22 protein-coding genes are annotated in these 25,882 nt (G+C 30.7%); 2 read left to right on the forward strand and 20 right to left on the reverse strand.

What is annotated here, in order from left to right:
* Positions 1-19: 19 nt before the first annotated feature.
* The 5 genes from HKO22_RS01085 to HKO22_RS01105 all read right to left on the reverse strand — a co-directional run bounded on the left by HKO22_RS01085 (position 20) and on the right by HKO22_RS01105 (position 5,856).
* Entirely contained in the window at positions 20-961 is a 942-nt protein-coding gene (locus tag HKO22_RS01085; RefSeq protein WP_169967928.1) for a CdaR family protein, read from the reverse strand.
* Entirely contained in the window at positions 942-1,772 is an 831-nt protein-coding gene (cdaA, locus tag HKO22_RS01090; RefSeq protein WP_075659022.1) for a diadenylate cyclase CdaA, read from the reverse strand. The genes HKO22_RS01085 and cdaA overlap by 20 nt, the downstream gene beginning before the upstream one ends.
* Positions 1,772-2,386: a DUF5317 domain-containing protein gene (locus HKO22_RS01095; protein ID WP_235932791.1), complete on the reverse strand. Its 615-nt coding sequence runs from the start codon at positions 2,384-2,386 to the stop codon at positions 1,772-1,774. The genes cdaA and HKO22_RS01095 overlap by 1 nt, the downstream gene beginning before the upstream one ends.
* Positions 2,387-2,665: 279 nt before the next feature.
* Complete coding sequence (locus HKO22_RS01100; RefSeq protein WP_075659024.1) at positions 2,666-3,907, reverse strand: FprA family A-type flavoprotein; 1,242 nt, start codon at positions 3,905-3,907, stop codon at positions 2,666-2,668.
* Positions 3,908-3,918: 11 nt separating this feature from the next.
* Positions 3,919-5,856, reverse strand: coding sequence for an acyl-CoA dehydrogenase family protein (locus HKO22_RS01105; RefSeq protein WP_075659025.1), 1,938 nt, complete (start codon positions 5,854-5,856; stop codon positions 3,919-3,921).
* Between the two features lie 308 nt (positions 5,857-6,164).
* Here HKO22_RS01105 and HKO22_RS01110 point away from each other — a divergent pair, with 308 nt between their 5' ends.
* Positions 6,165-6,746 (forward strand): nitroreductase family protein, encoded by a 582-nt coding sequence (locus HKO22_RS01110; protein ID WP_169967929.1) that lies wholly within the window; start codon positions 6,165-6,167, stop codon positions 6,744-6,746.
* Positions 6,746-7,765 carry a PTS transporter subunit IIC gene (locus HKO22_RS01115; protein ID WP_169967931.1) on the forward strand — a complete coding sequence of 340 codons (1,020 nt, stop codon included), beginning with the start codon at positions 6,746-6,748 and terminating at the stop codon, positions 7,763-7,765. The genes HKO22_RS01110 and HKO22_RS01115 overlap by 1 nt, the downstream gene beginning before the upstream one ends.
* Positions 7,766-7,832: 67 nt before the next feature.
* On the opposite strand, the gene HKO22_RS01120 is transcribed toward HKO22_RS01115, so the two are convergent.
* The 15 genes from HKO22_RS01120 to HKO22_RS01190 all read right to left on the reverse strand — a co-directional run bounded on the left by HKO22_RS01120 (position 7,833) and on the right by HKO22_RS01190 (position 25,882).
* Positions 7,833-8,099: a GNAT family N-acetyltransferase gene (locus HKO22_RS01120; protein ID WP_075659028.1), complete on the reverse strand. Its 267-nt coding sequence runs from the start codon at positions 8,097-8,099 to the stop codon at positions 7,833-7,835.
* A 58-nt stretch (positions 8,100-8,157) separates the two neighbouring features.
* Positions 8,158-10,587, reverse strand: a complete 2,430-nt coding sequence (locus HKO22_RS01125; RefSeq protein ID WP_169967932.1) for a methyl-accepting chemotaxis protein — start codon at positions 10,585-10,587, stop codon at positions 8,158-8,160.
* Between the two features lie 11 nt (positions 10,588-10,598).
* Positions 10,599-12,653: an efflux RND transporter permease subunit gene (locus HKO22_RS01130; protein WP_169967934.1), complete on the reverse strand. Its 2,055-nt coding sequence runs from the start codon at positions 12,651-12,653 to the stop codon at positions 10,599-10,601.
* Positions 12,650-13,291 carry a TetR/AcrR family transcriptional regulator gene (locus HKO22_RS01135; protein WP_169967935.1) on the reverse strand — a complete coding sequence of 214 codons (642 nt, stop codon included), beginning with the start codon at positions 13,289-13,291 and terminating at the stop codon, positions 12,650-12,652. The genes HKO22_RS01130 and HKO22_RS01135 overlap by 4 nt, the downstream gene beginning before the upstream one ends.
* A gap of 331 nt (positions 13,292-13,622) precedes the next feature.
* Entirely contained in the window at positions 13,623-14,774 is a 1,152-nt protein-coding gene (locus HKO22_RS01140; RefSeq protein WP_075659032.1) for an ABC transporter permease subunit, read from the reverse strand.
* A complete protein-coding gene (locus HKO22_RS01145) occupies positions 14,767-15,843 on the reverse strand; it encodes an ABC transporter permease subunit (RefSeq protein ID WP_075659033.1) in 1,077 nt (358 codons plus the stop codon). The genes HKO22_RS01140 and HKO22_RS01145 overlap by 8 nt, the downstream gene beginning before the upstream one ends.
* On the reverse strand, positions 15,836-17,431 hold the full coding sequence (locus HKO22_RS01150) for a sugar ABC transporter ATP-binding protein (protein WP_075659034.1): 1,596 nt from the start codon (positions 17,429-17,431) through the stop codon (positions 15,836-15,838). The genes HKO22_RS01145 and HKO22_RS01150 overlap by 8 nt, the downstream gene beginning before the upstream one ends.
* Positions 17,432-17,508: 77 nt before the next feature.
* Complete coding sequence (locus HKO22_RS01155) at positions 17,509-18,855, reverse strand: DUF3798 domain-containing protein (protein ID WP_169967938.1); 1,347 nt, start codon at positions 18,853-18,855, stop codon at positions 17,509-17,511.
* Between the two features lie 643 nt (positions 18,856-19,498).
* Positions 19,499-20,767, reverse strand: coding sequence for a TRAP transporter large permease (locus HKO22_RS01160; RefSeq protein ID WP_169967940.1), 1,269 nt, complete (start codon positions 20,765-20,767; stop codon positions 19,499-19,501).
* On the reverse strand, positions 20,764-21,234 hold the full coding sequence (locus tag HKO22_RS01165) for a TRAP transporter small permease (RefSeq protein ID WP_075659037.1): 471 nt from the start codon (positions 21,232-21,234) through the stop codon (positions 20,764-20,766). Before HKO22_RS01165 ends, HKO22_RS01160 begins: the two co-directional genes overlap by 4 nt.
* A 14-nt stretch (positions 21,235-21,248) precedes the next feature.
* Positions 21,249-22,277: a TRAP transporter substrate-binding protein gene (locus HKO22_RS01170; RefSeq protein WP_083635516.1), complete on the reverse strand. Its 1,029-nt coding sequence runs from the start codon at positions 22,275-22,277 to the stop codon at positions 21,249-21,251.
* A 28-nt stretch (positions 22,278-22,305) separates the two neighbouring features.
* On the reverse strand, positions 22,306-22,986 hold the full coding sequence (locus tag HKO22_RS01175; RefSeq protein ID WP_075659038.1) for a DUF2848 family protein: 681 nt from the start codon (positions 22,984-22,986) through the stop codon (positions 22,306-22,308).
* A 13-nt stretch (positions 22,987-22,999) separates the two neighbouring features.
* A complete protein-coding gene (locus HKO22_RS01180; protein WP_075659039.1) occupies positions 23,000-23,761 on the reverse strand; it encodes a carbon-nitrogen family hydrolase in 762 nt (253 codons plus the stop codon).
* A gap of 152 nt (positions 23,762-23,913) precedes the next feature.
* Positions 23,914-24,555 carry a GntR family transcriptional regulator gene (locus HKO22_RS01185; protein ID WP_144015193.1) on the reverse strand — a complete coding sequence of 214 codons (642 nt, stop codon included), beginning with the start codon at positions 24,553-24,555 and terminating at the stop codon, positions 23,914-23,916.
* A 652-nt stretch (positions 24,556-25,207) separates the two neighbouring features.
* Complete coding sequence (locus tag HKO22_RS01190; RefSeq protein WP_235860761.1) at positions 25,208-25,882, reverse strand: YoaK family protein; 675 nt, start codon at positions 25,880-25,882, stop codon at positions 25,208-25,210.

The following is a 25,882-nucleotide window of genomic DNA, read 5'->3' on the forward strand; positions in this document are numbered from 1 at the left end:
TTCCCTCCTACTTACTTAATTACTCTACTTCCTTAGGTTTTTGTCTCAATCTAAAATTAATATTTTCATCAACTAATGTAACTTTATCTGGCAAATTCAACTTAACCTGATCATCGCCCCTTTTAACATCATTAAAATTAATTGGACGTGTTTCAATGAATTTTATAGAATCAATTACATCAGAATTTCCTCTAATTGTAACAGAAGCTGGCTCAATTGAAAAGTCATTTGTCACAATGTTTTCTGTAGTATTTTCATTATAAACCAATTTAATTGGAACAGTCTTGCTCTTTAAAATAGGAACATCTATTTTTACAGTAGCAGGCGTAACAGTTACCTCTTTAATGATTTTACCAGAATCATCATAAGCGAAGATTTCTGCGTCTACAGTTGACGTTTCAGTCATGTCAGTAACATCAATATGTGCTTCTACCTTATCAATTTTGTTAATATAAGTGCTTGCACCTTTTACCTCAACATTGACTGTCTTGTCAATTTCTCCAACAGATAATCCCCTTTGAGGTTTATTTTTTATAACTATATTTGCTTTAACTTTTTCATCCAAAACTTTATCTATTTTAAAAGGAATTCTCCTTGGCGATGTATTTACAACAGAAATTCCAAGGTCAATATAAGAAACATTTACAGGGACAGAATGTTCTCCTTCAGATAGTTTTGCTAAATCCACCTTTGCCACAATTCCATCTCTTGTAACATTTCGCATATAAGAATTATAGCCCTGCAATTTAACATCAACAGTTGACTCCTTAGGTGATATAATTGTCAAGTTTTTTTCTTTTAAATTAGACAATCCCTCATAAGTAACTTCGATGTTTTTAAAATTTGTCGAAGTAATAAAATTTGCCTCACTTTTTACATAAGACCACAAGATAATCGCAAAAATAAGAGATGTAATTTTTATCATTAAACTTCTGTCATTTTTAAAATTTATCTTTTTCATTTTTATCACCACGCTTTAAGAAAATCGACCTTACTCTATAATCTGGGCTGTAAATCTCAAGGAGCTTTGCTTCAAGAGTTTCAATATCTAAATATCTGGAGATAACACCATTTTCTGCAGTTGAAATAGTTCCATTTTCTTCAGATACCATAATACTTAGACAGTCTGATTTTTCAGAAATTCCAATGCCCGCCCTATGTCTTGTGCCAAGTTCCTTGGAAATTTTTTGATTGTCAGAAAGTGGCAAAAAACAAGCTGCTGCCTTAACCTTTGACCCCTTAATGATAACTGCACCATCGTGAAGAGGCGTATTTGGAATAAAAATATTTATAAGAAGACCGCTGCTCACTAGTCCATTGATTTCTGTACCAGTTTCAATAACTTCATTAAGTCCAACTTCTTTTTCAATAATTATAAGAGCCCCAATTTTTTGTCTCGCAAGAGAAGCAACTGCAGAAATAATTTCTTCAACAGTTTCAGGTACTGTATCCTTATTCTGATTAAAATTATTTTTAATACTAGAAGTCAACCCTAAATATTGAAGACCCCTTCTAATTTCTGGTTGGAAAAGCACAATTATAGCGACGATACCATCGTTAATAAACCTAGTGAAAATCCAGTTGACAGTATACAATTGGAAAAACTGTGAAATTTTTATAAATAATAAAATCAAAAGTATTCCTTTGAAAACTTGCTCTGCTCTAGTATTTCTAATTAATTTTAAAATATAATAGATTAATATTGTTACAATTAAAATGTCCACAACATCTCTTAAATTTATTACATTGATTATATTATTTAATCTTTCCATCACACACCTCGCTTTCTCGAAATTAAAATTATTGCAAAAAATAATCCAATAGAAATAAAAATATCTCCAATACTTATTACCTTTGAATTGCCAACAATTCTATGTAAAGGTATAATATCCGACAAAAAATAAAATTTTGGATTTTCAAAAATTCCGTGACTAAGGCTTCCCCCCATGTATATGATTTTTATTATCCTCTCATTATTTGTTTTCATTAAGGCATCTATGCTGACAGGCATTTTACCGTTAAAAATCACTGGAATAGCATTTAAAATTGTGCCTGCTCCACTTAAAAGTAATCCATAGTTTTTATAATTTAAAAGAAGTGAAATTCCAATTAATAAAATAGATAGGATGTGAAAAATTTTAAAATTATCCACAAAAAAATCTGTAACTTTCCCAAAATATTTTGAAGTTACAAAATTTATAAAAATCATTAAAAAAATTCCAATAGATGCAAGAGAAATCCCTTTGAATTTAAAATTTATTAAATTACTTATATCCTTATCCTTAAGAAAAAATAAAACAATTGCTGCAAGAATTATTGCCTCTAAAATCATTCCATCACCATAATTTATAATATCACAAATACTTTGCATTGACATAAAATCCATAAATTTTCTTTTAAAATATTATAACACAAAAGAATTTTCAATTTTATTTTTAAGTCTTAAAAATCTTTTTAATAATTTTATTAAAATTCCCATAGATATTATTTTATTAAACAGGTTGATTTGATTTTATAAAATCTTAATATTACTTAAAAATATGTATTTTTTGATTATAATTTTACTACTAGTCCACTTGAGTCTACCCAATATTTGACATAGAGCCAAAAAAATTCGGCTATATCATTTGATATAACCGAATTAAACATCCACACCGCTTTGGCATTATTGGTTAGCGGATTTTTCTTTAATTTCTCTAATCTTTGCCATAGACTCGATAATGGAATCTGCAAGTGCTTCCATGTCGTTTTCGTTAGCCTTGTTAAGTGCAGAGTTAAGTGTAACTCTTTCTGGAAGAACATCAAACATCTTAAGATTTTCATCAATATATTCTTCAATCTTGTCGCCAACTGTACAAGCCCAAGTACCATTTTCAATGATAGCAACAGTTCTATTTTGAACATTAAGAGCTTCAAGATCCATTAAGAAGTTCTTCATTACAGGATAAATACCTAAGTTGTAAGTTACGGATGCAATTACAATGTGAGAATACTTAAATGTGTCTGCAATTAGATAGGACATATGAGTGTTACTTACATCGTGAACTACTACATTAGTCATTCCCTTATCACAAAGTCTTGATGCAAGAGCTTGTGCAGCACGTTCAGTATTTCCATACATTGATGCGTAAACTATCATTACGCCTTCTTCTTCTGGTTCATATCTTGACCACTTATCATATTTGTCGATGAACCAACCTAGATTTTCTCTCCAAACTGGTCCGTGAAGTGGACAAATTATTTTAATGTCAACAGTAGACGCTTTTTTAAGAACATCTTGTACAAAGGGACCATACTTTCCTACAATATTAGTTAAATATCTTCTTGCACTATCAAGCCAATCTCTTTCGAAATTAACTTCGTCAGCAAATAATTTTCCATCAAGTGTTCCGAAAGTACCAAAAGCATCGGCTGCGAATAATACTCCGTCAGTTGTATCAAAACTTACAAGAACTTCTGGCCAGTGAACCATTGGTGCTTCTAAGAATACAAAATTATGCTTACCAAAGGAAATAGTATCTCCTTCAGCAACTATCATTGATTGTTCTTCGTTTACATGGAATCCATATTGACGCATGAATTCAAAACCTTGTTCACTAGCAATTACCTTTACATCTGGGTATCTTAAAACTATTTCATCAATAGCAGCAGCATGGTCTGGTTCTAAGTGGTGGATTACAAGATAATCAAGATCTTCTCCATCAAGAACTTCAGATATATTTTCAAGATAATCTTTTACAATTGACCAGTCAACTGTATCAAATAATACATTTTTTTCATCTTTTAACAAATATGAATTATAAGTTACTCCTTCAGGAATAGGAAAAATATTTTCAAATAATTCTAATCTATGATCATTGCCACCAACATAGTAAAGATCATCTGTAACTTTTCTAACAGTATACATTATATCCTCCTTTATTTTCTATCAGCAGGGAAATCAGCTTCAATAAAGTTTTGCTTTTCTTCTTGGCATTCTGGACAAGTCCAATCTTCTGGTAATTTGTCGAAATCTGTACCAGGATCAATTTCGCCTTCTGGATCTCCATAGTTTGGATCGTATTCATATCCACAACCTGGACATACCATAACTTTATAATTTGGAGCTAGTTTTCTAGGTTTAGATCTTCTAACTTTCTTCATTGGAGGTGCTGGTTCTTTTTCGCCAGTTCCAAGAGCTTCTGCAAGAAGTGGCATAATTTCAAACATATCTCCAACTATACCATAGTCGCAGTTCTTAAATATTGGAGCACCTGCATTTTTGTTTATCGCAACAATTGTTGATGCGTTTTTAATTCCCTTTAAGTGTTGGCTTGCTCCAGAAATACCACATGCAATATATAGGTTTCCGTTGAATTTTTGTCCAGACATACCTACATATCTTTCTAATGGTAGAAGTTTTAATGTTTCAGCAACTGGTCTTGAAGAACCTAGTGCAGCGCCTGCGGCATGTGCAAGTTCTCTAGCCATATCCATGTTTTCTTCTCCGCCAATTCCTTTACCTACTGAAACAACTCTTTCAGCATCGTAAACAGGAGTGTCAATGTCAATTCCTACAGAAAAGTCATATCCATCTTTCTTTAAATTTTTAACTAAAATATCAACAGCTTCTTTAGCTGTGTCAGCTTTAATTATTTCTCTCTTTCTTTCTCCAGTTATTGGTCCAGACTTCTTGTCTATTGCAGCAGCTCTACCCTTTTTCTTTGGAGCTTTTCCAATAAGATGATTTGCAACTACAACTCTTTGGATTTCAGAAGTACCTTCGTAGATAGTAGTGATCTTAGCATCTCTGAAGAATCTTTCTACATCCATTCCCTTTAGATATCCATTACCACCGTGGATTTGAAGAGCTTCATTTACAACCCACATTGCAACTTCAGATGCAACAGTTTTTGCCATTGCAGCTTCCATTGAATAGTTTTCATGATTTTGTTTCATTTCAGCAGCTGAATAAACCATAAGTCTTGCAGCTCTAATTTTAGTAGCCATATCAGCAATCTTGAAAGCAACTACTTGTTGTTGAGCAATTGGTCTACCAAATTGAATTCTTTCTTTTGCATAAGAAAGAGCAGCTTCAAAAGCACCTTGTGCAATACCTAAAGCTTGTGATGCGATTCCAATTCTACCACCATCAAGAGTTTGCATTGCAATTCTAAATCCTTGACCTTCTTTTCCAAGTAAGTTTTCCTTTGGAACTTTAACATTGTTAAATTGAAGTTCAGCAGTAGTTGAAGATCTAATACCTAATTTGTCATAATGATCTCCAAAAGTAAATCCATCCCAACCCTTTTCTACTATAAATGCAGAAATTCCATGAGTACCAATTCCTGGTGTAGTAACTGCATATACAACATATGTGTCTGCAGCAGGAGCATTAGTAATAAATATTTTATTACCATTTAAAATATAATAGTCGCCATCAAGGACTGCTGTAGTTTCAGTACCTCCAGCATCAGAACCTGCATTAGGTTCAGTAAGACCAAAAGCACCAAGTTTTTTACCTTGAGCAAGTGGTTTTAAATATTTTTCCTTTTGTTCCTTTGTACCAAAAGCTTGGATAGGATAAGAACCTAATGATGTATGAGCTGATAATACAACACCAACACCTGCATCTACTCTTGATAATTCTTCAACAGCTATGGCATAAGAAATAACATCCTTGCCTGCTCCACCCTCTTCTTCAGAATAAGGTAGACCCATCCAACCGTTTTCGCCAATTTTTTTGATAATTTCTTCTGGAAATTCATTATTTTGATCTAGTCCAAAAGACAATGGCTTAATTTCTGCTTCTGCAAATTCTCTAATAGCCTTGCGAAGAGCTTCATGCTCAGCAGTAGTCTTATACATATTTGACATATTTTCCTCCTTTTTAAATTAAAGAATAGTTAAAATATTTTTCATAGAATTGTGAAAAACAAAAGATACACCAAAGCGGTATACAATAATTATAGTATACATCAACTTATATAAAGTGTCAAAACATTTTCATTAAATTTGAGTTAAATTTTTAAAAATTTCTCATCAAATTATTATGTTTTCTGACTAAAGAATGTATACCCCTTTTTAATAAATAAAACATAAATTTTAATATTTTATTGTAAAATTATTTTTTTGTAATAAAATATTAAGTTAATAAGAATAAAATTTATAGCTTGGAGGAGAAAATGAATTTAGAAAAATTATTAGAGTGGAGACGAAGTTATAGAAAATTTGACGAAACCAAACTTATTTCAAAAGAAGACATTGGAGATATTTTAAACTCTATTAAGTTTGCTTCCTGCGTAAACAATAGACAATATCTTAGATTTATTTCAGTAGAAGACAAAAGTAAAGTTTTGGAAGTTTTTGAAAATACAAAGTGGGCAGCTTCCCTTCCTAATAATTTGGGAAGACCAAAGGTTGGCGAAAGACCTGTTTATTTTATTGCAATTTTAAGTGACAATGACAAAAAGCTTAAGTTTAATGGAATAAACGAGGGACTTGTCATTTCAAATTTAACTATAACTGCTGCAGAAAAGGGTATTGGTTCTTGCATCATAGGTAGTATTAATGACAAAAAAATGCGTGAAATTTTAAATTATGAGGATAATTATTCCTGTGAAGTTGTAATAGCTTTTGGATATCCAAAGGTTAATTCTATTATAAAAGAAATTGATACAACAGAAGATCAATCCTATTACTTGGATAATAATGGAAATTATATTGTTCCTAAGTATAAGATAAGTGAAATAGTTAGGAGAATATAATGTCAAAGGAAAGTTTTAGGGACATAATAAAAAATAAGGCAAAATTATATTTTATTGACGCTCTTGGAGCCATGGCATTTGGACTTTTTGCTACTCTTCTTGTAGGTACAATTTTAAATACCATTGGTAAGAGTTTTAATATAACATTTTTAACAGATGTACTTTGGCCTTTGGCACAAAAAGCTACAGGACCTGCCATAGCTGTTGCTATTTCTACTTCCATGTCTGCACCAGTTCTTGTCGTATATGCGGCGACAGTAGTTGGAATCGCAGGAAATGAACTTGGCGGACCAATGGGTGTTTATATAGCAACGATTTTTGCAGTTGAATTTGGAAAACTTGTAAGTAGAAAAACTAAAATTGATATAATAGTCACTCCTGCTGTTACAGTTCTAATTGGAGTTTTTATAGCAAATTTCGTGGGACCATACATAAGTGCTTTTATGAATTTTCTTGGTGCAATTATTATTAACGCCACTGACAAAGCTCCTTTCTTTATGGGAATAATTGTATCTGTAATCGTAGGAATAGTTCTTACTCTTCCTATTTCATCTGCCGCACTATGCATGATGCTTTCTCTTTCGTCCCTTGCTGGTGGAGCTGCAACTATTGGATGTTGCTGCCAAATGGTCGGCTTTGCAGTTATTTCTTACCGTGACAATAAAATGGAGGGATTAGTAGCACAGGGTCTAGGTACTTCAATGCTTCAAATGCCAAATATTGTGAGAAAGCCAATAATCATTATACCTCCAATTATTTCATCTGCTATCCTTGGACCTATTTCCACTATGGTTTTTAAACTTGAAAATACACCACTTGGTTCAGGTATGGGTACAAGTGGACTTGTTGGACAAATTTCTACTTTTACAGCAATGCCCGATGTTCCCTTTATAAAACTTCTTGGGATAGTTTTATTAATGCACATAATTTTGCCAGCAGTTCTTACTTTTGCAATTTATGAAATTTTTTATCGCAAGGGGTTAATTCAAGACGGTGATATGAAATTATATTTTAAATAATTTAACTATTTAAGTTTTTTAAATTAAAAATTTGCATAAAAAAGATGTGATTAAATACCCATCCTTTTTATGCCCTTATATCGTCAAATTCACTTGGTTCTAATTTTTTGTGAACATAGGAACAAGTTCCCTTGACTTTTTTATTATTACTTCTTGCATCCTCCACAAGCTTTTTAAAAAGTTCTCCTGCAAGGCCTTGTCCACCGTACTCAGGTTTTACAATAGTGTGTGTTGCATCTATTACATCGCCCTTTTCTTCAAAAGTCAAAATTCCCTTATAATTATTTTCGTCTTCACCTATATAGTAACAATTTTTTCCTTTTTTAATTTCCATAATAACCTCCTCAAATTTATCTTACTTTTTTAATACCCAAATTCTTGGAAATTTCACATTATTTTATTTTTTCAATTATTCTGTACTTAGTATCAAATCCTTCTGTAGTCCCAGTAAAGGATGAATCTTTTTTTGAAAGTTCTGACATTGTATCTACAATCTCTTTAAACTCTGGTAGCTCTTCTGTCTTTTTATCTAACTCATCGATTCCCCTTTGTTTAAATTCCGCTAACTTTTCTGCGAAAATTTTCATATTATCATCGATTAAGTCTCCTCCATCTTTTAATTCAATGGCACCAGAGTTTAGATCAATAATTCCATTGTCTAATTTTTTAATTCCGTCTCTCATTGGAGCTATTCCTTCAGTCTTTAATCTTGGAAAATCATCAAATAGTTTTGACTTATCACGGAATTCTAGAAGTCCATTTGTAAGCTCTGTTGCACCAGAATTTAACTTTGGTGAATTTGAATTAAGTTCTGTTATTGCATCTGTAAATAAATTTACTGCTTCTTCGCTTTGTTCTGTTCCTTCTCTTAATTGTGATGATCCGTCCTTTAACTTTGAAGCTGCATCGTCAAGTTTTACAAGAGAATCTGAAAGCTTCATTAGTTCTGATGTGTCCATTTTTGATGCTGCCTCTGACATGGCTTTTTCAAGCTGTGAATTTATTTCGCTTGCTCCATTAGATAGTTTTTCTGTTCCTGCCTGTAATTCCTTAAGGCCTGAAGGTAATTTTTCTATTCCTGTATTTATTTTTTCTGAAGCTGCCGCCAACTGATTCATGCCGCTCTTTAATTCCTTTAAGCTTGAAAGATTATTAGACATTTCACTAAGTCCACTTAAAGCTTGAAGTTTTGCTGCAACATTATTAGTAGATACTCCAATACTTTGTGCATTTTGTCCAATATTTTGTGCAGACCCAGCAAGTTGTGAAATAGCTTGTTGAGCTATAGCTTTTGATTCTGGATCTTGAATTTGGTTCAACAGACCAATAACCTGCTTTATATCATTAACTGATGCCCCAATGGACTTTGCACTTTGCCCAATACTTTGAAGATCTCCCTCTACATTAATATTTTCAATTCCAGATAGATCTGGCACAGAAATTTCTTGAACCTTTGAATTTAACATTTGTAAATTTCTATTAAATTCGCTTTCACCTGTTACAAGTTCACCTGCACTTTCTACAGCTTTATTAGCTCCAGCATTTAATTCAGTTGCACCAGCAGAAAGTTTTCCAATTCCATTTTTAAGTTCAATTAACTTTGACATGGCCTCTTCTTTTAACTCATCAATTTTACTTAACTTGCTTGAGCCTTCTCTAAGCTGCGATGTAGCATCTTTCAACTTTCCAAGTCCATTATCTAGTTCTACAGAGCCATCATGTAGTTTTTTCGCTCCATCTTTCATTTCTCCAGTTTTTTCATTCATTTTGCCAACTGCAGATGTATAGTCACTAATTCCTGAAGTTAATTTACTTCCACCCTCATACATTTCTTGTGCAGCACCAGGCACTGGTTTTACTTTTTCAATAACTTCGTCTAACTTGTCTTCAAACTCGCCCGATTTTTCGTAAAGTTCATTGGATCCATCTTTAAGCTTAACTGTTCCATCTCCTAATTCTGTAATTCCACTATTTAATTTATGTTGTGCGTCAGATAGCTTTGTAGAAGCATCCACCAATTTTTTTGAATTGTCTTCAAGTTCTCTAACTCCGTTGCGAAGTTTGTCTATCGTTTCTAGATCAGCTTTATTTTGGAAAAGTTCGTTGGAAATTACAACATAAGCTTCCACTGGATCGTAGTTCTTTACATCCATTTCTATCTCTGCTTCACTTTTAAATTCTTCCATTTGTCTATCTTCTAAGATAGTTTCAAAGTTTTCTTTTAGACCTGGAGTCAAAACTGAAGTTACGAGTTCATTTTTTCCATCCTTTGCAATCTTTGCATCCTTTGACTCGATGTTTGATACAACTTCTTGTGGAAATGACATTGCCGCAATTACAGTATAAGGTGCATAAACTTTAGTATTTTTCCCGTCAATTTTTTTAATTACATATTTATTGTTTTCTGTGGAAATTACTACTTTAAGATGACCTGACTTACCTTTAAGCTCATTGTTTTCGATTTTTTCGCCATCAAGATAATAGTCAATTTTTACATCAATAGGAATATTTTCTTCGCTCTCACCTTGATAATAAATATCTTTAACATTTTCGTCCCAATTTATATAACCATTTTTATTTTCTATTTTCTCATCTGTCTTTAAATTTTTAATATTCTTTAAATTAGATTTGTCTTTGCCTTTTATGTCTTCCTTTGAATTTAACCATACTGAAACAGTTTTATCTTTAATGTTATCATCTTCTTTTAACACATAAACAGTTTCACTTTTATTAATAATAGTTGATGCCGCAAAAGTTGTATTCGTCAAAATCATTGATGACAAAATAACTGTAATTACACCTTTTTCAATTTTTTTATTCATTTTTCTTCTCCTTAATTTAAACCCTTAGTAGTTTTCTTAATTAATGGAAAACTAACCGAAATAATAGCTGGAAGCAATAATATAATTACACACATACTAATAATTGCACCCCTAGCCAAAAAAGTACAAATAGTCGATACAATTTCCATTTTTGAATAAATTCCTACACCAATAGTGGCTGCCATAAAGGACAAAGCCGATGTAACAATGGACTTTGAAGTCTCCTTTACAGAAATTTTAAGCGATGAATCCACATCTTTTGACTTTTTATATTCTGCCAAAAATCTATCTGTCATGAGTATTGAGTAATCAATAGTTGACCCAAGCTGTATTACACCTATTATTATTGAAGTTATAAAAGGTATTGTATGATTTAGATAAAAAGGAATGCCCATATTTATTTGAATTGCAAGTTCAATTGCACCAATTAAAACTATTGGAATTCCTATTGATTTAAATACAATTGCAATAATTAAAAATACTACTGCAGTAGAAATAATATTTACAATTTTAAAATCCCGATCTGAAATAACTGTTAAATCATCAGTTAAAACTGCTTCTCCTGTCAAGTATCCTTCTCTGTCGTACTTATTTATAACACTCCTCATCTCACTTACTTGTTTTTTCACTTCAGGCGATGCTGTTTGAAATTTAGAATTTGCCATTATCATTTGGTACCCATTCTTTGAAAAGTTTTCTTGAATTTTTTCAGGCAAAAATTCACTAGGAAGAGTAACTCCAGTAATAGAATTTATACTTAAAACAGAATTGATACCATCCACGCCCTTTAAATCGCTTATTAAGCCTTCCAAGTCCGAGTTTGAAAGATCGTCTTTTACAACTATAAAATGTGTACTTGCCATATCATAATCTTTTTTCATTTTATTTAAAGCAACAATTGAATCTAAATCCTGTGGCAAAGATCTATCTAAATTGTAATAAAGCTTTGTGTTTACTGATCCATAAATTGCTGGAATAAACAGCAAAATAAAAATTAAAAAAAGTGCTTTCTTTCTTTTTATTGTAAACTCAGACAATTTATTAAACTCAGGGAGCATAACTTTATGATTATATTTATTTACAAATTTTTCAACTACAAGCAACATTGCAGGTAGCACTGTAACTGTTGATATAAGGCCAATTAAAACTCCTTTACTCATTACAAGCCCAATGTCTTTTCCAAGTCCAAGTCTCATAAAAATTAAAACTATAAAACCTGCAAAAGTTGTAAGAGATGATGCAAATAGTGAAGAAATAGTTTCTTGAACTGCTATATCCATGGCATCTCTTTTGTCTTTTGTCTTTTTTTTCTCTTCTACATACCTATGATACAAAAATATAGAGTAGTCCATGGTTACCGCCAGTTGCAAAACTGCGGCAATGGCTTTAGTAATGTATGATATTTCTCCTAAAAAAATATTTGTCCCAAAATTGTACACAACGGCATAACCAATAGTTAACATAAATACAAAGGGCACGATCGTAGATTCATTTGTAAGAGATAAAATTATAAGACCAAGTACAACAGCAAGTGCAACATAGATTGGTGTTTCCTTGTCAATTAAATCTTTAGTATCTTTTACCAAAGATGAAATACCACTTAAATATTTTTTATTTGATTCAATCTTCCTAATTTCATCAATTGCAGACATTGTCTTTAATGAAGATGATGAATCGCTAAACTTAACTATCATAAGAGTTGAACCTTTTGCATAAAAAATATCCTTTATCTCGTCAGGCAAAAATTCACTAGGAATCATATCGCCAACAGTCGATGATTTTGAAATTACATCTTCTACACCATCTATTTCTAGAATTTTTTCTCGCAAAACTTCAGCTTCATGATCCGTTCCCTCAAGGATTAGCATTCCTGTAGCGGCATTTTTAAAATCTTTATCCAAAATATCTTGCCCTTGAGTGGATTTTAAATCCTTGGGAAGATAAGACAAAATATCATAATTGACCCTTGTAAGTTTGTAGCCTAAAAATGACGGAATAAGGAGAAGTGTCATAATAAGTAGGACAAACTTTGGCTTATGTGATATAAATTTTGTGAATTTTTTCATCCAATCACTCTATCTACAATTTTATATAAAACTGGCTTCATTTCATCTATTCCTAGAACAGAATCATTTTTTAGTGCTGATTCGCAAGTAGAAAGCACAATTTTTATTATTAACGACATAATAAATAATCTTTCTTCATAAGAAACTATTGTAGGAAATAAATTTGAATATTTATTTAAAATAAAGTGAAGAGTAGTTTCTGCCTCTTTAAATCTATTATCATTTTCAACTTTTGCATATAGTGCCCAATTTAAATTACTTGAAATAAGTTTTAATTCTAGGGGATTATTTATCAAATGATCAATGATATAATCGAAAAAAGAAATTAACCTCTTTTTTAAATCCTTTTCTTTGCACTTAGACTCGACACTATAAGTCAATTCCATCATAATGTCTAATACTATCTTTTCTTCAAGATCTTTTTTATCTCTAAAATATAAATAAAAAGTTCCAAGCCCAAGATCTGTTCTACTCATAATATCTCTTATAGAAGTTGCCTCTATTCCCTTTTCTTCAAAGGACACAAGAGCTGCTCTAATAATTTTATTTTCTTTTTCTATTTTTCTTTCTTCAGGTGTCAAATTTAACCTCCTATTTTCTGAACAAAGTTCATCTTCATGAAAAATATAATAACTCATTTGTGAACAAAGTTCAACTATTTTTTATATTATTAAAATAAAATAGTGAAACTAGTGTAAAATTATTTAGGAAATTCAATTGCAATGAAGTTAGGGGAGTTTTTCAGAAAATTATCGATCATGTAAAATTTTACATGCTAAAAGATTTACTAAATGTAAATTTTAAAAATATGTCTGTGATTAATTGAAGAGAAAAATTATTGATTTTAAAAATAATATTAATTATAAATTTTGTAATCTATTAATTTAAAAATATTTTTTAAATTTGAAATAAAAAAAATTGCCCCAATACCAATAAGGAGCAATTTTATAAATTTTACTTACATGAGAATTAATTTGCTAAAGTTTTATTATTCTTATTTTCCTTAATTCTGTCTTCCCTAATCCTTAACCTATTAGCTTCAAGTTCTCTCTTCCTTTCGAAGGCGTGAAGAATAAGTGCAAGAGTTACAACACCGTAAGAGATGAAAGTTCTAAAATATTCACCCATCATGGCATCTCCCGTTAAAACTCTTCCTGCTTGTGGAAGAACGATAAACATTAAGTGAAATAGTGCCGTTCCTAAAATAACATTAGGTATTGATGCTTTTGATACAGATGCACCCCCTACAAGAATTGATGCTGCTGCATAAAGTGCTGCTTGGTCTTGACCTGCATAAGTTGCAAGAGTTCCAATATTTTGAAGGTAAATAATTTGTCCATAGCAAGCAAGTACAGTGGACATAACTATTGATGCAATTCTAATTTTGTCAGAATTCATACCTGCATTTGAAGAAACAAACTGATCTTGTCCTACTGCCTTCATGTCGTGACCAAGTTTAGTATTTCTAAACCAAACTATAAATAAACAAAGTAAAGCAATGATTACAATTGTAACTACTGGTACATCAAATAGTATTTGATGTTTTGCAGTAATAGGAATATTTATTCTAAATTTTAAAATATTATCAAAACCTTGTGCTGATGCTAATGTAATAGAGTTTTTAATACCATAACCAGCTGAAAGCACCATAGATTTTGTTCTCATAGGAATTAAAGTGCCACAGAAATACAATAGGAAAAGCATATACCAACCTAGTATAAAGAATGCAAGCATCATTGATGTTATCATTTCTCTTCCTCTTGCCCTGTTTAAAACTCTACCAGAAAATTGTCCAAGCAAAACTGCAATAGGTGTGCCAATAACAGCCGCTATTATAAGTCCTGTAGCTCCAGTGAAGCCCCAGTCCTGTGCGAAAATAATTCCAATTTGTCCAGCCATTGCTCCTAGTGGAATACCAAAGTTAATACCCATACCTGCAATAATAGGTATTATAAGTGATAATACAAGAAATGTATTTCTTACCATTCTCTTTGAAAGTTCATTTGTAATATAAGATAGAGGTGGTTTAGCAATAATAAGACCCGCCACAACTATTATTATGAACAAAATAGGAACCATAAATCTGTATAAAAACTCTTTTATATTAAATTTCTTATTCATCTTTACTCCTCCTTGTTAGTGCGTAAATTATCATTCCATTTGTTATTATCATTCTTAGTATTTCTGAAATGTCTATATTTAATGCACCATTTATTACAGTAGGAGTAAGAGTGATTACACCTTGAAATAAAAATGTACCAATTATTACATTTGGAATTGATGCTTTGTTAATACTTGCACCACCTATCAATAGTGCAGCTACTGTTTGAAAAGTAAAAGCAAGTGGTGCTTGATAAAGTTGTATAAATCCATAGGATTGTTGATAAATAACAATCCCTACTGCTGCAATTACTGTTGAAAGAATTACAGATACAAGTCTTATTCTGTTAATATTAAGTCCAGCAGCCTTTGCGTATTCTGAGTTTGAACCTACAGCTGTCATAGCTGTACCAGTTTTTGTCTTAAAAAATGCCCATACAATAAATGCCATAAATGCAAATAACAAAAACATTCCAACTGGTATTCTAACCCCAAATAAGTTTATACTTAGAAAATTATTTAGAACACCTTCAGTTACTTTTGTACCATCTTCCAAAATCTTTGATTTCATCCAATAATCAGCAACCGGAATTTGTTGAGATAATCCCCTTCCTCCGTAACTTAGAACAGAAACTGGATTCTTATAAGGAAGAATTAAATAAGCAATACACATAAAAGCTGTAAAAGAATACCCAACATATGTTGCTATAAGCATTTCATCTCCCTTAATTCTATTTAAAAGTAATCCGTAGAAAAATCCAAATACAACTGCAATTAATGCAGCAATAATCATTGCAATAAAAATACCCGAAAAACTTTTAAAACCAAATTCAATAGAAGTTACGCCTCCAAGTATTCCTGCTACAATTCCAATTGGAATACCAAAGTTAAGTCCACAACCAGATTGCACCATTGGTACAAGTGATAAAACTAAAACTGAGAACATACCAAATCTTGACAGAACATTTTCTATTGAGTCCACAAGGGAAACACCAGCCATTGGAGCTACAATAAAAAGTATTAATAAGAAAACTCCAATAATAAGTCGTGGAATTCCAATTTTCTGAATTAAACTTTTCTTTTTAGTCATTTACTGCCTCCACTTCTCCACTCATTAGAAGTCCAAATTTTGACGGATCAGATTTTGCTGGAAGTACACCTGCGATTTTTCCTTCGCAAATTACAGCAATTCTATCACAAATACTTCTAAGTTCTTCAAGTTCTGATGAAACCATTACAATAGTTGTGTTGTCCTTTTCATTGCTTTCTGTAAGAGCATCGAGAACAAGTTCCTTTGCACCAATGTCAATACCTCTAGTAGGTTCAGATACAAATAATAGATCTGGTTCCATAGCAAAAGCCTTCGCGAGACAAATTTTTTGTTGATTTCCACCAGATAAATTTCCTGCCTTTTGATCCGCACCAGTAGTTTTTATATTAAGAGATTCAATGTACTCATTTGAAAGTTCTCTCATCTTAGCTTCATCTCTAAACTTAAATCCAAGAACTTTTTTTATGAATTTTTCTTGTACTTGCATAGCATTAAAAGCTATATTCCAAAAAATTGGCTCTTCTAACAAAAGACCTACGCCTCTTCTATCTTCAGAAACAAAGGCAATTCTATTTTTCAAAATATCTAAAGTATTTCCTAGTTTTAATTCCTTACCATTATAAATTATCTTACCGCCCACTGGATAAGTCCCTAAAATTCCATTTGGAATACCTAGCTTACCTTGACCAGCAAGACCAGCAATACCTAAAATTTCTCCCCTAATAACAGAAAGACTTACATCGTAGACTGCTTCTCCAGGCATATCAACCCATAAATGCTCAATTTCAAGAATGTGGTCATTTTCATCTAAATGTTTTTCCACTTTTTCTACATCTATTTTTTTACTGTCCTCATCTCTACCAACCATCCATTTAGCAATTTGCTCAATAGATAAATTTTCATTCTTTCTATCTTCTATTATTTCACCATCTCTAAGGACAACTACTTTATCACACACATTTATGATTTCACGAAGTCTATGAGTGATAAAAATTATAGATATGCCAAGATCTGCAAGAGTTCTAAGGGACTTTATAAGATTGTTCGCCTCAGTTTCAGTGAGTACAGCAGTTGGCTCGTCCATAATTATTAATTTTACATCTTTCCTAGTCATTTCTCTTGCAATTTCAATAAATTGCTTATGACCTACAGGCATTTCAGAAACAAGCGCATTTGTATCAATACTTACTTCCAAAGTGTCAAGAGACTTGCCTGCTATTTTAATATTTTCCTTAGCATCTATACTCTCTAGTTTTTTACCAAAAATTTTAGAAATTACAGAGGAATTTGTCTTCTCCATATCGAGAGTAATATTTTCCGCAACTGTAAATCCAGGGATTAAACTAAATTCTTGATGTACCATGCCTATGCCCGCATTTAAAGCGTCAATTGGGTTTTTAAAGTCAATTAATTTTCCGTCAAAATAAATTTCACCGTTGTAACCGCCCGTGTCTCTAATAATTTCCATTCCAAAAATTATATTCATAAGAGTTGACTTGCCAGCACCATTTTCTCCAACAAGTCCCAAAATCTCTCCCTTTTCGAGAGTAAAGTTTACATCCTTTAAGACGGCGTTTTCGCCAAAACTCTTGCTGACATTCTTGACTTCAAGTAAACTACTTGTCAACAAAATCCCTCCATCTTCTTAATAATAAAATTAAAATCAACGGAAATCCGTTGACTTTAATTTCTTTTATAAAATAATTATTTAGCTTGTCCTTCAGCTTGTTCTTGAGAAGCTTTAATAGCATCTAAATCAACATTAAGATTCAAATACTTTTCAGGAACTTTAATTTTATCCATTCCTAGATAACCTCTACCATATACATAAGTGTCTTGAGATAATAAGAAGTGATTTTCCTTAGTTTCTCCAGAAGCTCTATCTATATAGTTTTCAGCCATCCACTTTGCACCCTCAGTGTATTTTTGGATAGAATTAACAATTTGTTCCTTGTTGAGAAGTTCGCCTTGTCCCTTTAAAACATCTATTACATGATCAAGAGAACCAAGAGTCAATGAATAACCTAATGAATAAGCCCAAGTACCCATTCTCTTGTCGCCACCTTTTTCAATAACAGCTTTTTCAACAGCAGCGTTGATTGCTTGCCAATCACCTGCCATATCTTTAATATCGACAGAGAAAGCTTTTGGATAACCCATGATTGGAGATGGTAAATCTTGTTCTACAAAGATTGCTCCACCAGCTGCAACCCCTCTAAGAAGTGGCTCAGTATGTGCATCATTTGTACAGAAGAAAGCAGTATCCTTACCATATTTATCAATCCAAGGTTGGATATTTTCAGCTATATATTGTTGTGCCCCTGGAATACCAATATCAGTTGTAGGGTCAGGTGCATTTAATGAAATAAATTCAAGTCCTAAATCCTTGCATGCCTCTTCCATAATTGCCCTTCTAAGAGCTAAAAGCTCAATAGACATATGTCTAGGGAAAGTGATGTGAGCAAATTTTTTAGCTCCCATTTCTTTAGCAGCAGCTATAATTCTATAACCTCTAGATACATTATCAGCATCCATTACAAGGTCTGCTGCTTTTTCTACCATTACTGTATCTTCTTGAGCAACTAAGTTTACAAGAATAATATCAGGTCTTTTTTCTCTAATTTGATTAAATGCTGCAACAGTTCCTGGAACTGATTGATTTACAATTACAGCTTTCATTAGAGGATCATCCGCCATTGCTACAATTTTGGAAATTGTAGTTTCTTGTTCAGCTTCGAATCTATCTGGATAAGTATCGTGTTTAATCATTCCGCCATTATCAGCAGAACCATAAAGTTCAATTGCCTTTTGAGCAGCACGGAACTCATCTTCACCTTGTGATACTGTGCCCGTTATAATTCCAATGTGAAATTCTTCACCTTCTTTAACAGTTTCAAATTTTGCCTTTTGACCAGCTTCAGCTTCTGCAGTAGCAGTTTCTCCACCTTCTGCTTTTTTAGCTCCATTGTCTACTTTTTGACAACCAGTGAAAGCTAAAACTGATAACATTAGTATCATAATACCCATAAACCTTTTAAATTTTACATTCATTTTTTACACCTCTTCTAATTTATTTAATATTGGTTTATAAATTAAAAAAATTTTATCACATTAAATAGCAAAGGTCAATAAAATTCTCATTATATATACACATAAAGGAATTTTTTAATACAAAAATTTTACCTAATATTTACTCAAAGTAAAATTTTAATTTAAAATATTGCTTAAACTTAATCTTATTCAAATTTCAAATCATAAGGGATTTTATTAGAACCTTTAAAATCTACAATTATATAAATAACAAATATTAATAAATTAAATAATAAAGAATAAAAAAATAATCCTTTTTTTATATTTCCCTTTACATCAATAAATTGAAATAAGATAAAACCTTAAGAAAACTATTAACAGACCTTAACATACCATCAATTTTCGATATACTATAATAAATCAAAAAATAAGTACTCTTTTATCATAGAATTTAAAAACTTAATGTAACATTTTCTAATGTTAAATTTACTATCTATGACTTATTCAGGAATAAATTTATGATTTTTTAATTTTTTAAACTTATATTGTTTTATAATTCTAAAAACTTCTAAATATTATTAAAAATAAAAACTCCCAACTATTAAAACTCATTATCTTTATTTAGATAATATTAAATTTTAATAATTAGAAGTTGTATTTTTAATTATTTAACAAATTTGTTTGGTAGTATTGTAACTGTGGAAGGTATATATGTTATTATTAGTAAAACTAATATTAAAACTATTAACATAGGTATCAAATCTTTCATTTGTTCTTTTAATGATACTTTAGTAATAGAACCAGCAACAAATAAACATACTCCTAATGGAGGTGTACACATTCCAATAGTTAAATTGACAGCCATAATGAGACCAAAGTGAATAAGGTCTATACCAAACATCTGAATTATAGGCAAAAATAATGGTGTAAATATTACAACAGCACTAGTCGTATCTATAAATGTTCCTGCTATTAATAATATAATATTTATTATTAATAGTAACATAAATTTAGATCCAACATTATCAGCTAAAAAAGCTCCTACTGTTTGTGGTATATTATTAACAGTTATTACCCAAGTAAATAATGAAGCTGCTCCTACTACTAATAAAACTTGTCCAGTAGATTTTGCAGCATCTAATAATATTGCTGGTAAATCACTAAGTTTTAACTCTTTATAGACAAATAATCCAATTATTAAAGCATAAAAAGTCGCTACTGTTGCAGATTCGGTAGGAGAAAAAAATCCACTCATTATTCCACCTATTATAATAATTGGCATTATTAATGCTAGTATAGCATCTTTTCCTGCCACTAATATTTCTGAAATTGATGCTTTTTTTTCCCTACCTATATAATTTCTTTTTTTCCCTACAAAATAATAGTAAATCATCAAAGCTATGCCCATAAGAATTCCAGGTATAAATCCACCTATAAATAATTTTGCTACACTAACATTTGCCATAACTCCATAAATCAAAAGTGGAATTGATGGTGGTATTATTGGCCCTATTGAACCACCAGTTGCAAGTAAAGGAGCACAGAACTCTTTATCATAACCTTTTTCAATCATAATTGGTGCCATTATTCCACCTATAGCAGCCGTCGCAGCTATAGCCGATCCCGTTATTGCAGCAAAAAACATACAAGCTAAAATACTTACCATTGCCAGTCCACTCGGATGATGTCCAATGAGAAGATCCGCAAAATTTACTAATCTATCGCTCATTCCACCCTTAAGCATTAACCCACCAGATAATATAAACAAAGGAATTGCGGTTAATGCAATACTATCAACTCCTGTAAATAGCCTTTGAGCTACAACAAGTAAAGGATACCCATCTGCAACTATCTGTCCTAAAGAAACTATTCCTAATGCAAAAGCTATTGGAATTCCTAAAAGAAATGCTGCAAATAATAATACAATTATCATTCAGTATCACCATCCTTTATTTTTTTTATCTGATGCATTATGATTTCAAGATCATATACTATCAAGAACAATGCACTTATTGGTATAGACGCATAATAATAAATCATTGGTATGGCTGTATAAGGGGCTTTTTGAGTTACTCCTGTTTTAGAAAATTCGATTCCATAAATTAGCAAAAATACAAAAAATCCTAATAATATAATATTTATAATAATTTGTAATACTTTACTTGTTTTAACTGGAATTGCAGAAAAAATTATATCAATATTTAAGTGATCGTTTGTTTTTAAACAATAAGCTGCTCCTAAAAAAACTAAATACACAAAGCTCAATCTTATTATATCTTGACCCCATGCAACCGGCATTTTAAAGAAAAATCTCATTATAACTTGTAAAAAAGTAACAATAGCAAGCACTGCCGAACTTAATATCATTATAAATTTAATAATTTTTTCAAGATACTTCATAGAACCTCCTAATGTTATTTTACATAATCCCTAACTTCATCTACAAATTCAGGACTAACTAATTTTTCAACATCTGGTTTTTTGTATATGTCTTTAGTTGCTTCCACAAAAGAATCTTTATCAACCTCAGTTATTATCATTCCATTGTCTTTTAAATCTTTTAAATATTCTGCTTCATGTTCTGCCACAACTTTTCTTTGTTCTTTTGCCGCTTTATTTGCTGCACTTTGAACAATTTCTTGTTGTTCAGGTGTAAGTTTGTCAAAAAAGTCTTTATTCATAACCATGCTTACAGCTGCATAAGTGTGTCCATCTAAAGATAAATATTTTTGAACTTCATAAAATTTTTGAGTTGCAATTGTAGCTATTGGGTTTTCTTGTCCATCAACCATACCTTGTTGAAGTGCTGTATATAGTTCATTAAAAGAAACTGGAACGGCTGATGCTTTTAAACTATCAAGTAATTCAAACCAGATAGGCGCTTCTTGTACTCTAAATGAAAGTCCCTTCATATCTTCTACTGTTTTTATTTCTTTCTTTGAATTAGAGAAATGCCTAAATCCTAATTCACCAAAAGCTAAATGTTTAAAACCTGCCTCTTCAAATTTTGGATTTAGCTTTTCAGAAATAATACCATCTAAAGCCTTATAAGCTTTTTCTTGATTTTCAAATAAGTAAGGAATTGATAAAATTTGAATTTCAGGAACCCACGCTGGCAATGTTCCATCTGAAGTTACAATTGTCATTTGTATAGTTCCTAGTTTGGTGCCTTCTGCCATCTCCCTTTCTCCACCCAATTGAGCATTAGGATAAACATTTACTTCAAAATCATCTGATGACTCTTCTAAGTACTGTTTAAATAATTCAGCTGCTATCGTTGATTGGTGTTTTTCGTTACCCACACATCCAAGCTTAATCTTTATTTTCCCAGATGACGAATCTTTTGCAGTATCATCTTCTTTTTTAGACCCACATCCTGTGAATGTAAATGTAATTAATAAAAATACTAAAATAACTGAAATTATTTTTTTTAATTTTTTCATAAATTCCTCCTAGTTTACTTGACAAAAATTATCTCTCTTCTTCTGGTATTACATTAATCTCATAATTTAAGTTAATAGTTTTACCTAATACATCATCTACCATTTTTGAATTAAATTTATTTCCATATTTAAATCCATCAACTAATGGAACAGTTCCTGAATAAATTATTGAGTTTTCAATATTTCCAACTCTTTCTTTTAATTCCGTTATTATTTTTTCAACTGGTAAAATTGAAGCCAACGTATCATTTTGATATTCTATTTCTTTTCCATTAATAACTTGAGAAGAGACCAATTTTATAGAATCCCAGTGATCTTTTATATCATCATAATCCCATATTTCTTTTGCTATTGGTTTTAAACATACTTGTTTAGATTTAAAAATACTTACACTTTCTAATCCTCTATCAGTATGATCTGAGCCAACAGTTATATATATTCTCCCATTTTTTATTAAAATAATATATTCTACTTCTCCCGAAGTTTGTTCACCGACGAACTTAAGTTCAGTGTCTTGAGTAACTATTTCCTTAGATACTTCAAAAATTGTAGGAATCCTTTTTGGAGGCTTAACACCTAATTCTCTTTCCAACTCATCAATATGTTCTTGAGTTTTTTCCATGTTTCTTCCTGCATATCCGATTACATAAACTTTGTCAAAATTAAAGTCTATAGTTTTATCATTTAAAATAAATTTTAAGTTTTTCAACTAAATCACCCTATTAATATAACTCTGGACGCCTATCCCTAAAAACATTTATACTTTCTCTAATTTCCTTTATAATATCAAAATCTAATTCTCCAGATTTAATTTCATTTGATTCATATGGTTTAATAATGTATTCTCCCCAAGGATCAATTATCGCACTATGTCCGCCAAAATCTCCTACACTGTTTACGCAAACAATAAACATTTGATTTTCAATAGCTCTTGCCCTATTTAAGACATCCCAATGCATAATTCTTTTTGTCGGCCAAGCAGCTGAATTAAACAGCACTTGAATATTCTCTAGAGCGTATTTCCTTATCCATTCTAAAAACCTAATATCATAACAAATTACCATTCCACACTTTACACCGTCTAACTCAAAAGTTACTAATTTGTCCCCCTTTTCAAATAATTTATCTTCTCCTGATGGTGAAAACAAATGAACTTTATTATATTTAGCTATTTCTTTTCCATTTCTGTCGAAAATATAAGAAGTATTATATAATTTATTATTTGCTTTATTAGAAACTGAACCGCCAACAATATTTACATTAAGTTCTTTCGATAATTTTGATAAAATCTTTCTTGCTTCTATACCTTCATTGTCACTTATTTCCATGACATTTGCTGGAATAAATGAAGTATTCCACATTTCTGGTAAAACTATAACATCTGGATTAGAAAACATTGCTTCTCTAATTTTATTCTCAACACTTTTAAAATTTTCATATACTTTGCCCATTTTAAGCTCACATTGAACTAAACTGACCTTCATAAACGCCTCCTCATTTGTATTTGGTATACCGTATACTAAGATTACCAATAAAGAAAACATTTGTCAACAGTATTTTATCCGATTAATTAAATATTTTTAAAATAAAAAACTCAGCATCAAAACTTAATACTGAGTTCTAAATCTTTTTTATTTTATTTTTTATTGCTTTTCCTTTGAAATCTTCTAATTATTGACTTTTCTGTTTGATCCATATGATACCTCATCGCAAAAATAGCTTCTTCTCTTTTTTTGTTTTTTAAAGAATCTATTATTTTATTATGTTCTTCAACAGTTTCATTTGTTCTTCCAGGATTATCAATAGAAACTAATCCAAAATATCTTATTATATCATTTAAAGTCTTCATCATATCTTTTAATATCTCGTTATTACTTTTATTATAAATATATTCATGAAATCTTCTGTCTGCATAAATAAATTCATTATGAGTTTTTGCATATTTTGTATCTCTTGTTATTAGTTTCAATTCTTCAATATCTGCATTATTTATATTGTTAAAGGATTCGTCAATAGCTAACAATTCCAATGATGCTCTAACTTTTTGCGCTTCCATAATAGTTTTTAAATCAAAATTTCTAACAACATTTGGTTTATATGGCTCATTTATTATCCATCCCTCATAAGAAAGTTTCATTAATGCCTCTCTTACAGGCGTTCTACTTATTCCAAATTCTTCTGACAAGGTTCTCTCATTTAAGGATTTACCAGGTTCAAATTCACCACTTATTATCTTCTCTTTTATTTCTTCATAAGCCGCCATTTTATGGCTTTTCACATTCAGCAATTTTATCAACTCCTAATTTGTTTAATTAAAATAAATAGCTTTAATTATGTAATATGATATACTAATAAATAAAACATATCAATATAAAAATCAAATTTACAAGATATTTTATATTGCAATTCAAATAATTAAAGCTAACGCGCATATTTTATATATTCTAGTAATAATATATAAAATGAAAGTCTTTGTTTTAAAAGAGCGTATAATTTCCTTTATTCTAGAATTCTAGAATTTATACTTATAAATTTATAAAAAGTTAAGTTAAGAAAATAAAAGAAACAATAGAAAATTTAATATTAGAAATTCAATTAAAAATAGAACTAAAGAAATTAAAAAATTTGCTTGTTACAAAGACTTTTAAAAATAGGATATAATTTATAATTACTACTTGGTTTTATAGAAAAGTATTAATGAAAACTTAAATGGATTACTAAAATACTATTAATCTAAAAAAGATCTAGCAAAAATATCAGCGGAAAAACTTATTAAAAATTTAATGAAGCTTAATGGTATATTTAGCAATGTCTAATCACAAAATTTCACTTATATTATATTTTGCTAATTTAGTTTATTATAAATCTTGCAATTCTATTGTGGTTAATCTTCTTATATTAATTTCAAACACTTTAAATATACATAATTACTAACCTCTATCTTCAAAAAATAAAATTATAAAAGAAATAGTTAGGCATATTGCTGCAACAATTATTGACTTTAAGCCAAAGTAATCAGATACAATATTTCCCAAAGCTGCACCTATTCCAAAGATAAAAATCACCATGTAATATTTTTTAGAATTTTCTAAATATTTTCTGTCCTTTGTTATGTGATACTTAGACAGATTTTCCGTTGCACTCCTAAGATTTCCTATACACATAGTTGTTGCAAAATTAAGCCCATAAATTTTTTTAAAAGCATAAACTTGCATTGCACAGGAAAAAGATAGAAGGGCATTTGCAAGATTATTTAAATTTTCAGGAACAATTGAAACAATAATCATAATAATTATTTCAATTACAACTATGTACTGGCGCCAGTGGAGCCTTTTCTTTTCAATTGCATCTTCAAATATTACTGCAACATATATTCCAAAGGTAAAGGCACTAATTGGTATTAAATAAGAAATTGATTCTTTAAAATTTAATTCAACAATATTTTTAAATAGAAGTACAATATTGCCTGTTTGTGCATTTGCAAAGACTTTTCCCCTCATTAAATAGGAATAGGCGTCTTGAAAACCACCTGCTAATGTTATAAAAACTAAAACTAAAAAGGTTTCGTGCAAGTTTTCATAGGTCTTTATTTTCAATTTAATCAC

Source organism: Peptoniphilus faecalis, from assembly GCF_012976305.1.
Classification (GTDB): domain Bacteria; phylum Bacillota; class Clostridia; order Tissierellales; family Peptoniphilaceae; genus Peptoniphilus_A; species Peptoniphilus_A faecalis.

Excerpts from the sequence above, each read along its gene's own strand:
- HKO22_RS01170 (WP_083635516.1), bottom strand. The coding sequence starts at position 22,277 with ATGAAAAAATTAAAAAAAATAATTTCAGTTATTTTAGTATTTTTATTA.
- HKO22_RS01115 (WP_169967931.1), top strand. The coding sequence starts at position 6,746 with ATGTCAAAGGAAAGTTTTAGGGACATAATAAAAAATAAGGCAAAATTA.
- HKO22_RS01160 (WP_169967940.1), bottom strand. The coding sequence starts at position 20,767 with ATGATAATTGTATTATTATTTGCAGCATTTCTTTTAGGAATTCCAATA.
- HKO22_RS01100 (WP_075659024.1), bottom strand. The coding sequence starts at position 3,907 with ATGTATACTGTTAGAAAAGTTACAGATGATCTTTACTATGTTGGTGGC.
- HKO22_RS01110 (WP_169967929.1), top strand. The coding sequence starts at position 6,165 with ATGAATTTAGAAAAATTATTAGAGTGGAGACGAAGTTATAGAAAATTT.
- HKO22_RS01155 (WP_169967938.1), bottom strand. The coding sequence starts at position 18,855 with ATGAATGTAAAATTTAAAAGGTTTATGGGTATTATGATACTAATGTTA.
- HKO22_RS01105 (WP_075659025.1), bottom strand. The coding sequence starts at position 5,856 with ATGTCAAATATGTATAAGACTACTGCTGAGCATGAAGCTCTTCGCAAG.
- HKO22_RS01085 (WP_169967928.1), bottom strand. The coding sequence starts at position 961 with ATGAAAAAGATAAATTTTAAAAATGACAGAAGTTTAATGATAAAAATT.
- cdaA (WP_075659022.1), bottom strand. The coding sequence starts at position 1,772 with ATGGAAAGATTAAATAATATAATCAATGTAATAAATTTAAGAGATGTT.
- HKO22_RS01125 (WP_169967932.1), bottom strand. The coding sequence starts at position 10,587 with ATGAATAAAAAAATTGAAAAAGGTGTAATTACAGTTATTTTGTCATCA.
- HKO22_RS01120 (WP_075659028.1), bottom strand. The coding sequence starts at position 8,099 with ATGGAAATTAAAAAAGGAAAAAATTGTTACTATATAGGTGAAGACGAA.
- HKO22_RS01165 (WP_075659037.1), bottom strand. The coding sequence starts at position 21,234 with ATGAAGTATCTTGAAAAAATTATTAAATTTATAATGATATTAAGTTCG.
- HKO22_RS01130 (WP_169967934.1), bottom strand. The coding sequence starts at position 12,653 with ATGAAAAAATTCACAAAATTTATATCACATAAGCCAAAGTTTGTCCTA.
- HKO22_RS01135 (WP_169967935.1), bottom strand. The coding sequence starts at position 13,291 with ATGAGTTATTATATTTTTCATGAAGATGAACTTTGTTCAGAAAATAGG.
- HKO22_RS01145 (WP_075659033.1), bottom strand. The coding sequence starts at position 15,843 with ATGACTAAAAAGAAAAGTTTAATTCAGAAAATTGGAATTCCACGACTT.
- HKO22_RS01180 (WP_075659039.1), bottom strand. The coding sequence starts at position 23,761 with ATGAAGGTCAGTTTAGTTCAATGTGAGCTTAAAATGGGCAAAGTATAT.
- HKO22_RS01095 (WP_235932791.1), bottom strand. The coding sequence starts at position 2,386 with ATGGATTTTATGTCAATGCAAAGTATTTGTGATATTATAAATTATGGT.
- HKO22_RS01140 (WP_075659032.1), bottom strand. The coding sequence starts at position 14,774 with ATGAATAAGAAATTTAATATAAAAGAGTTTTTATACAGATTTATGGTT.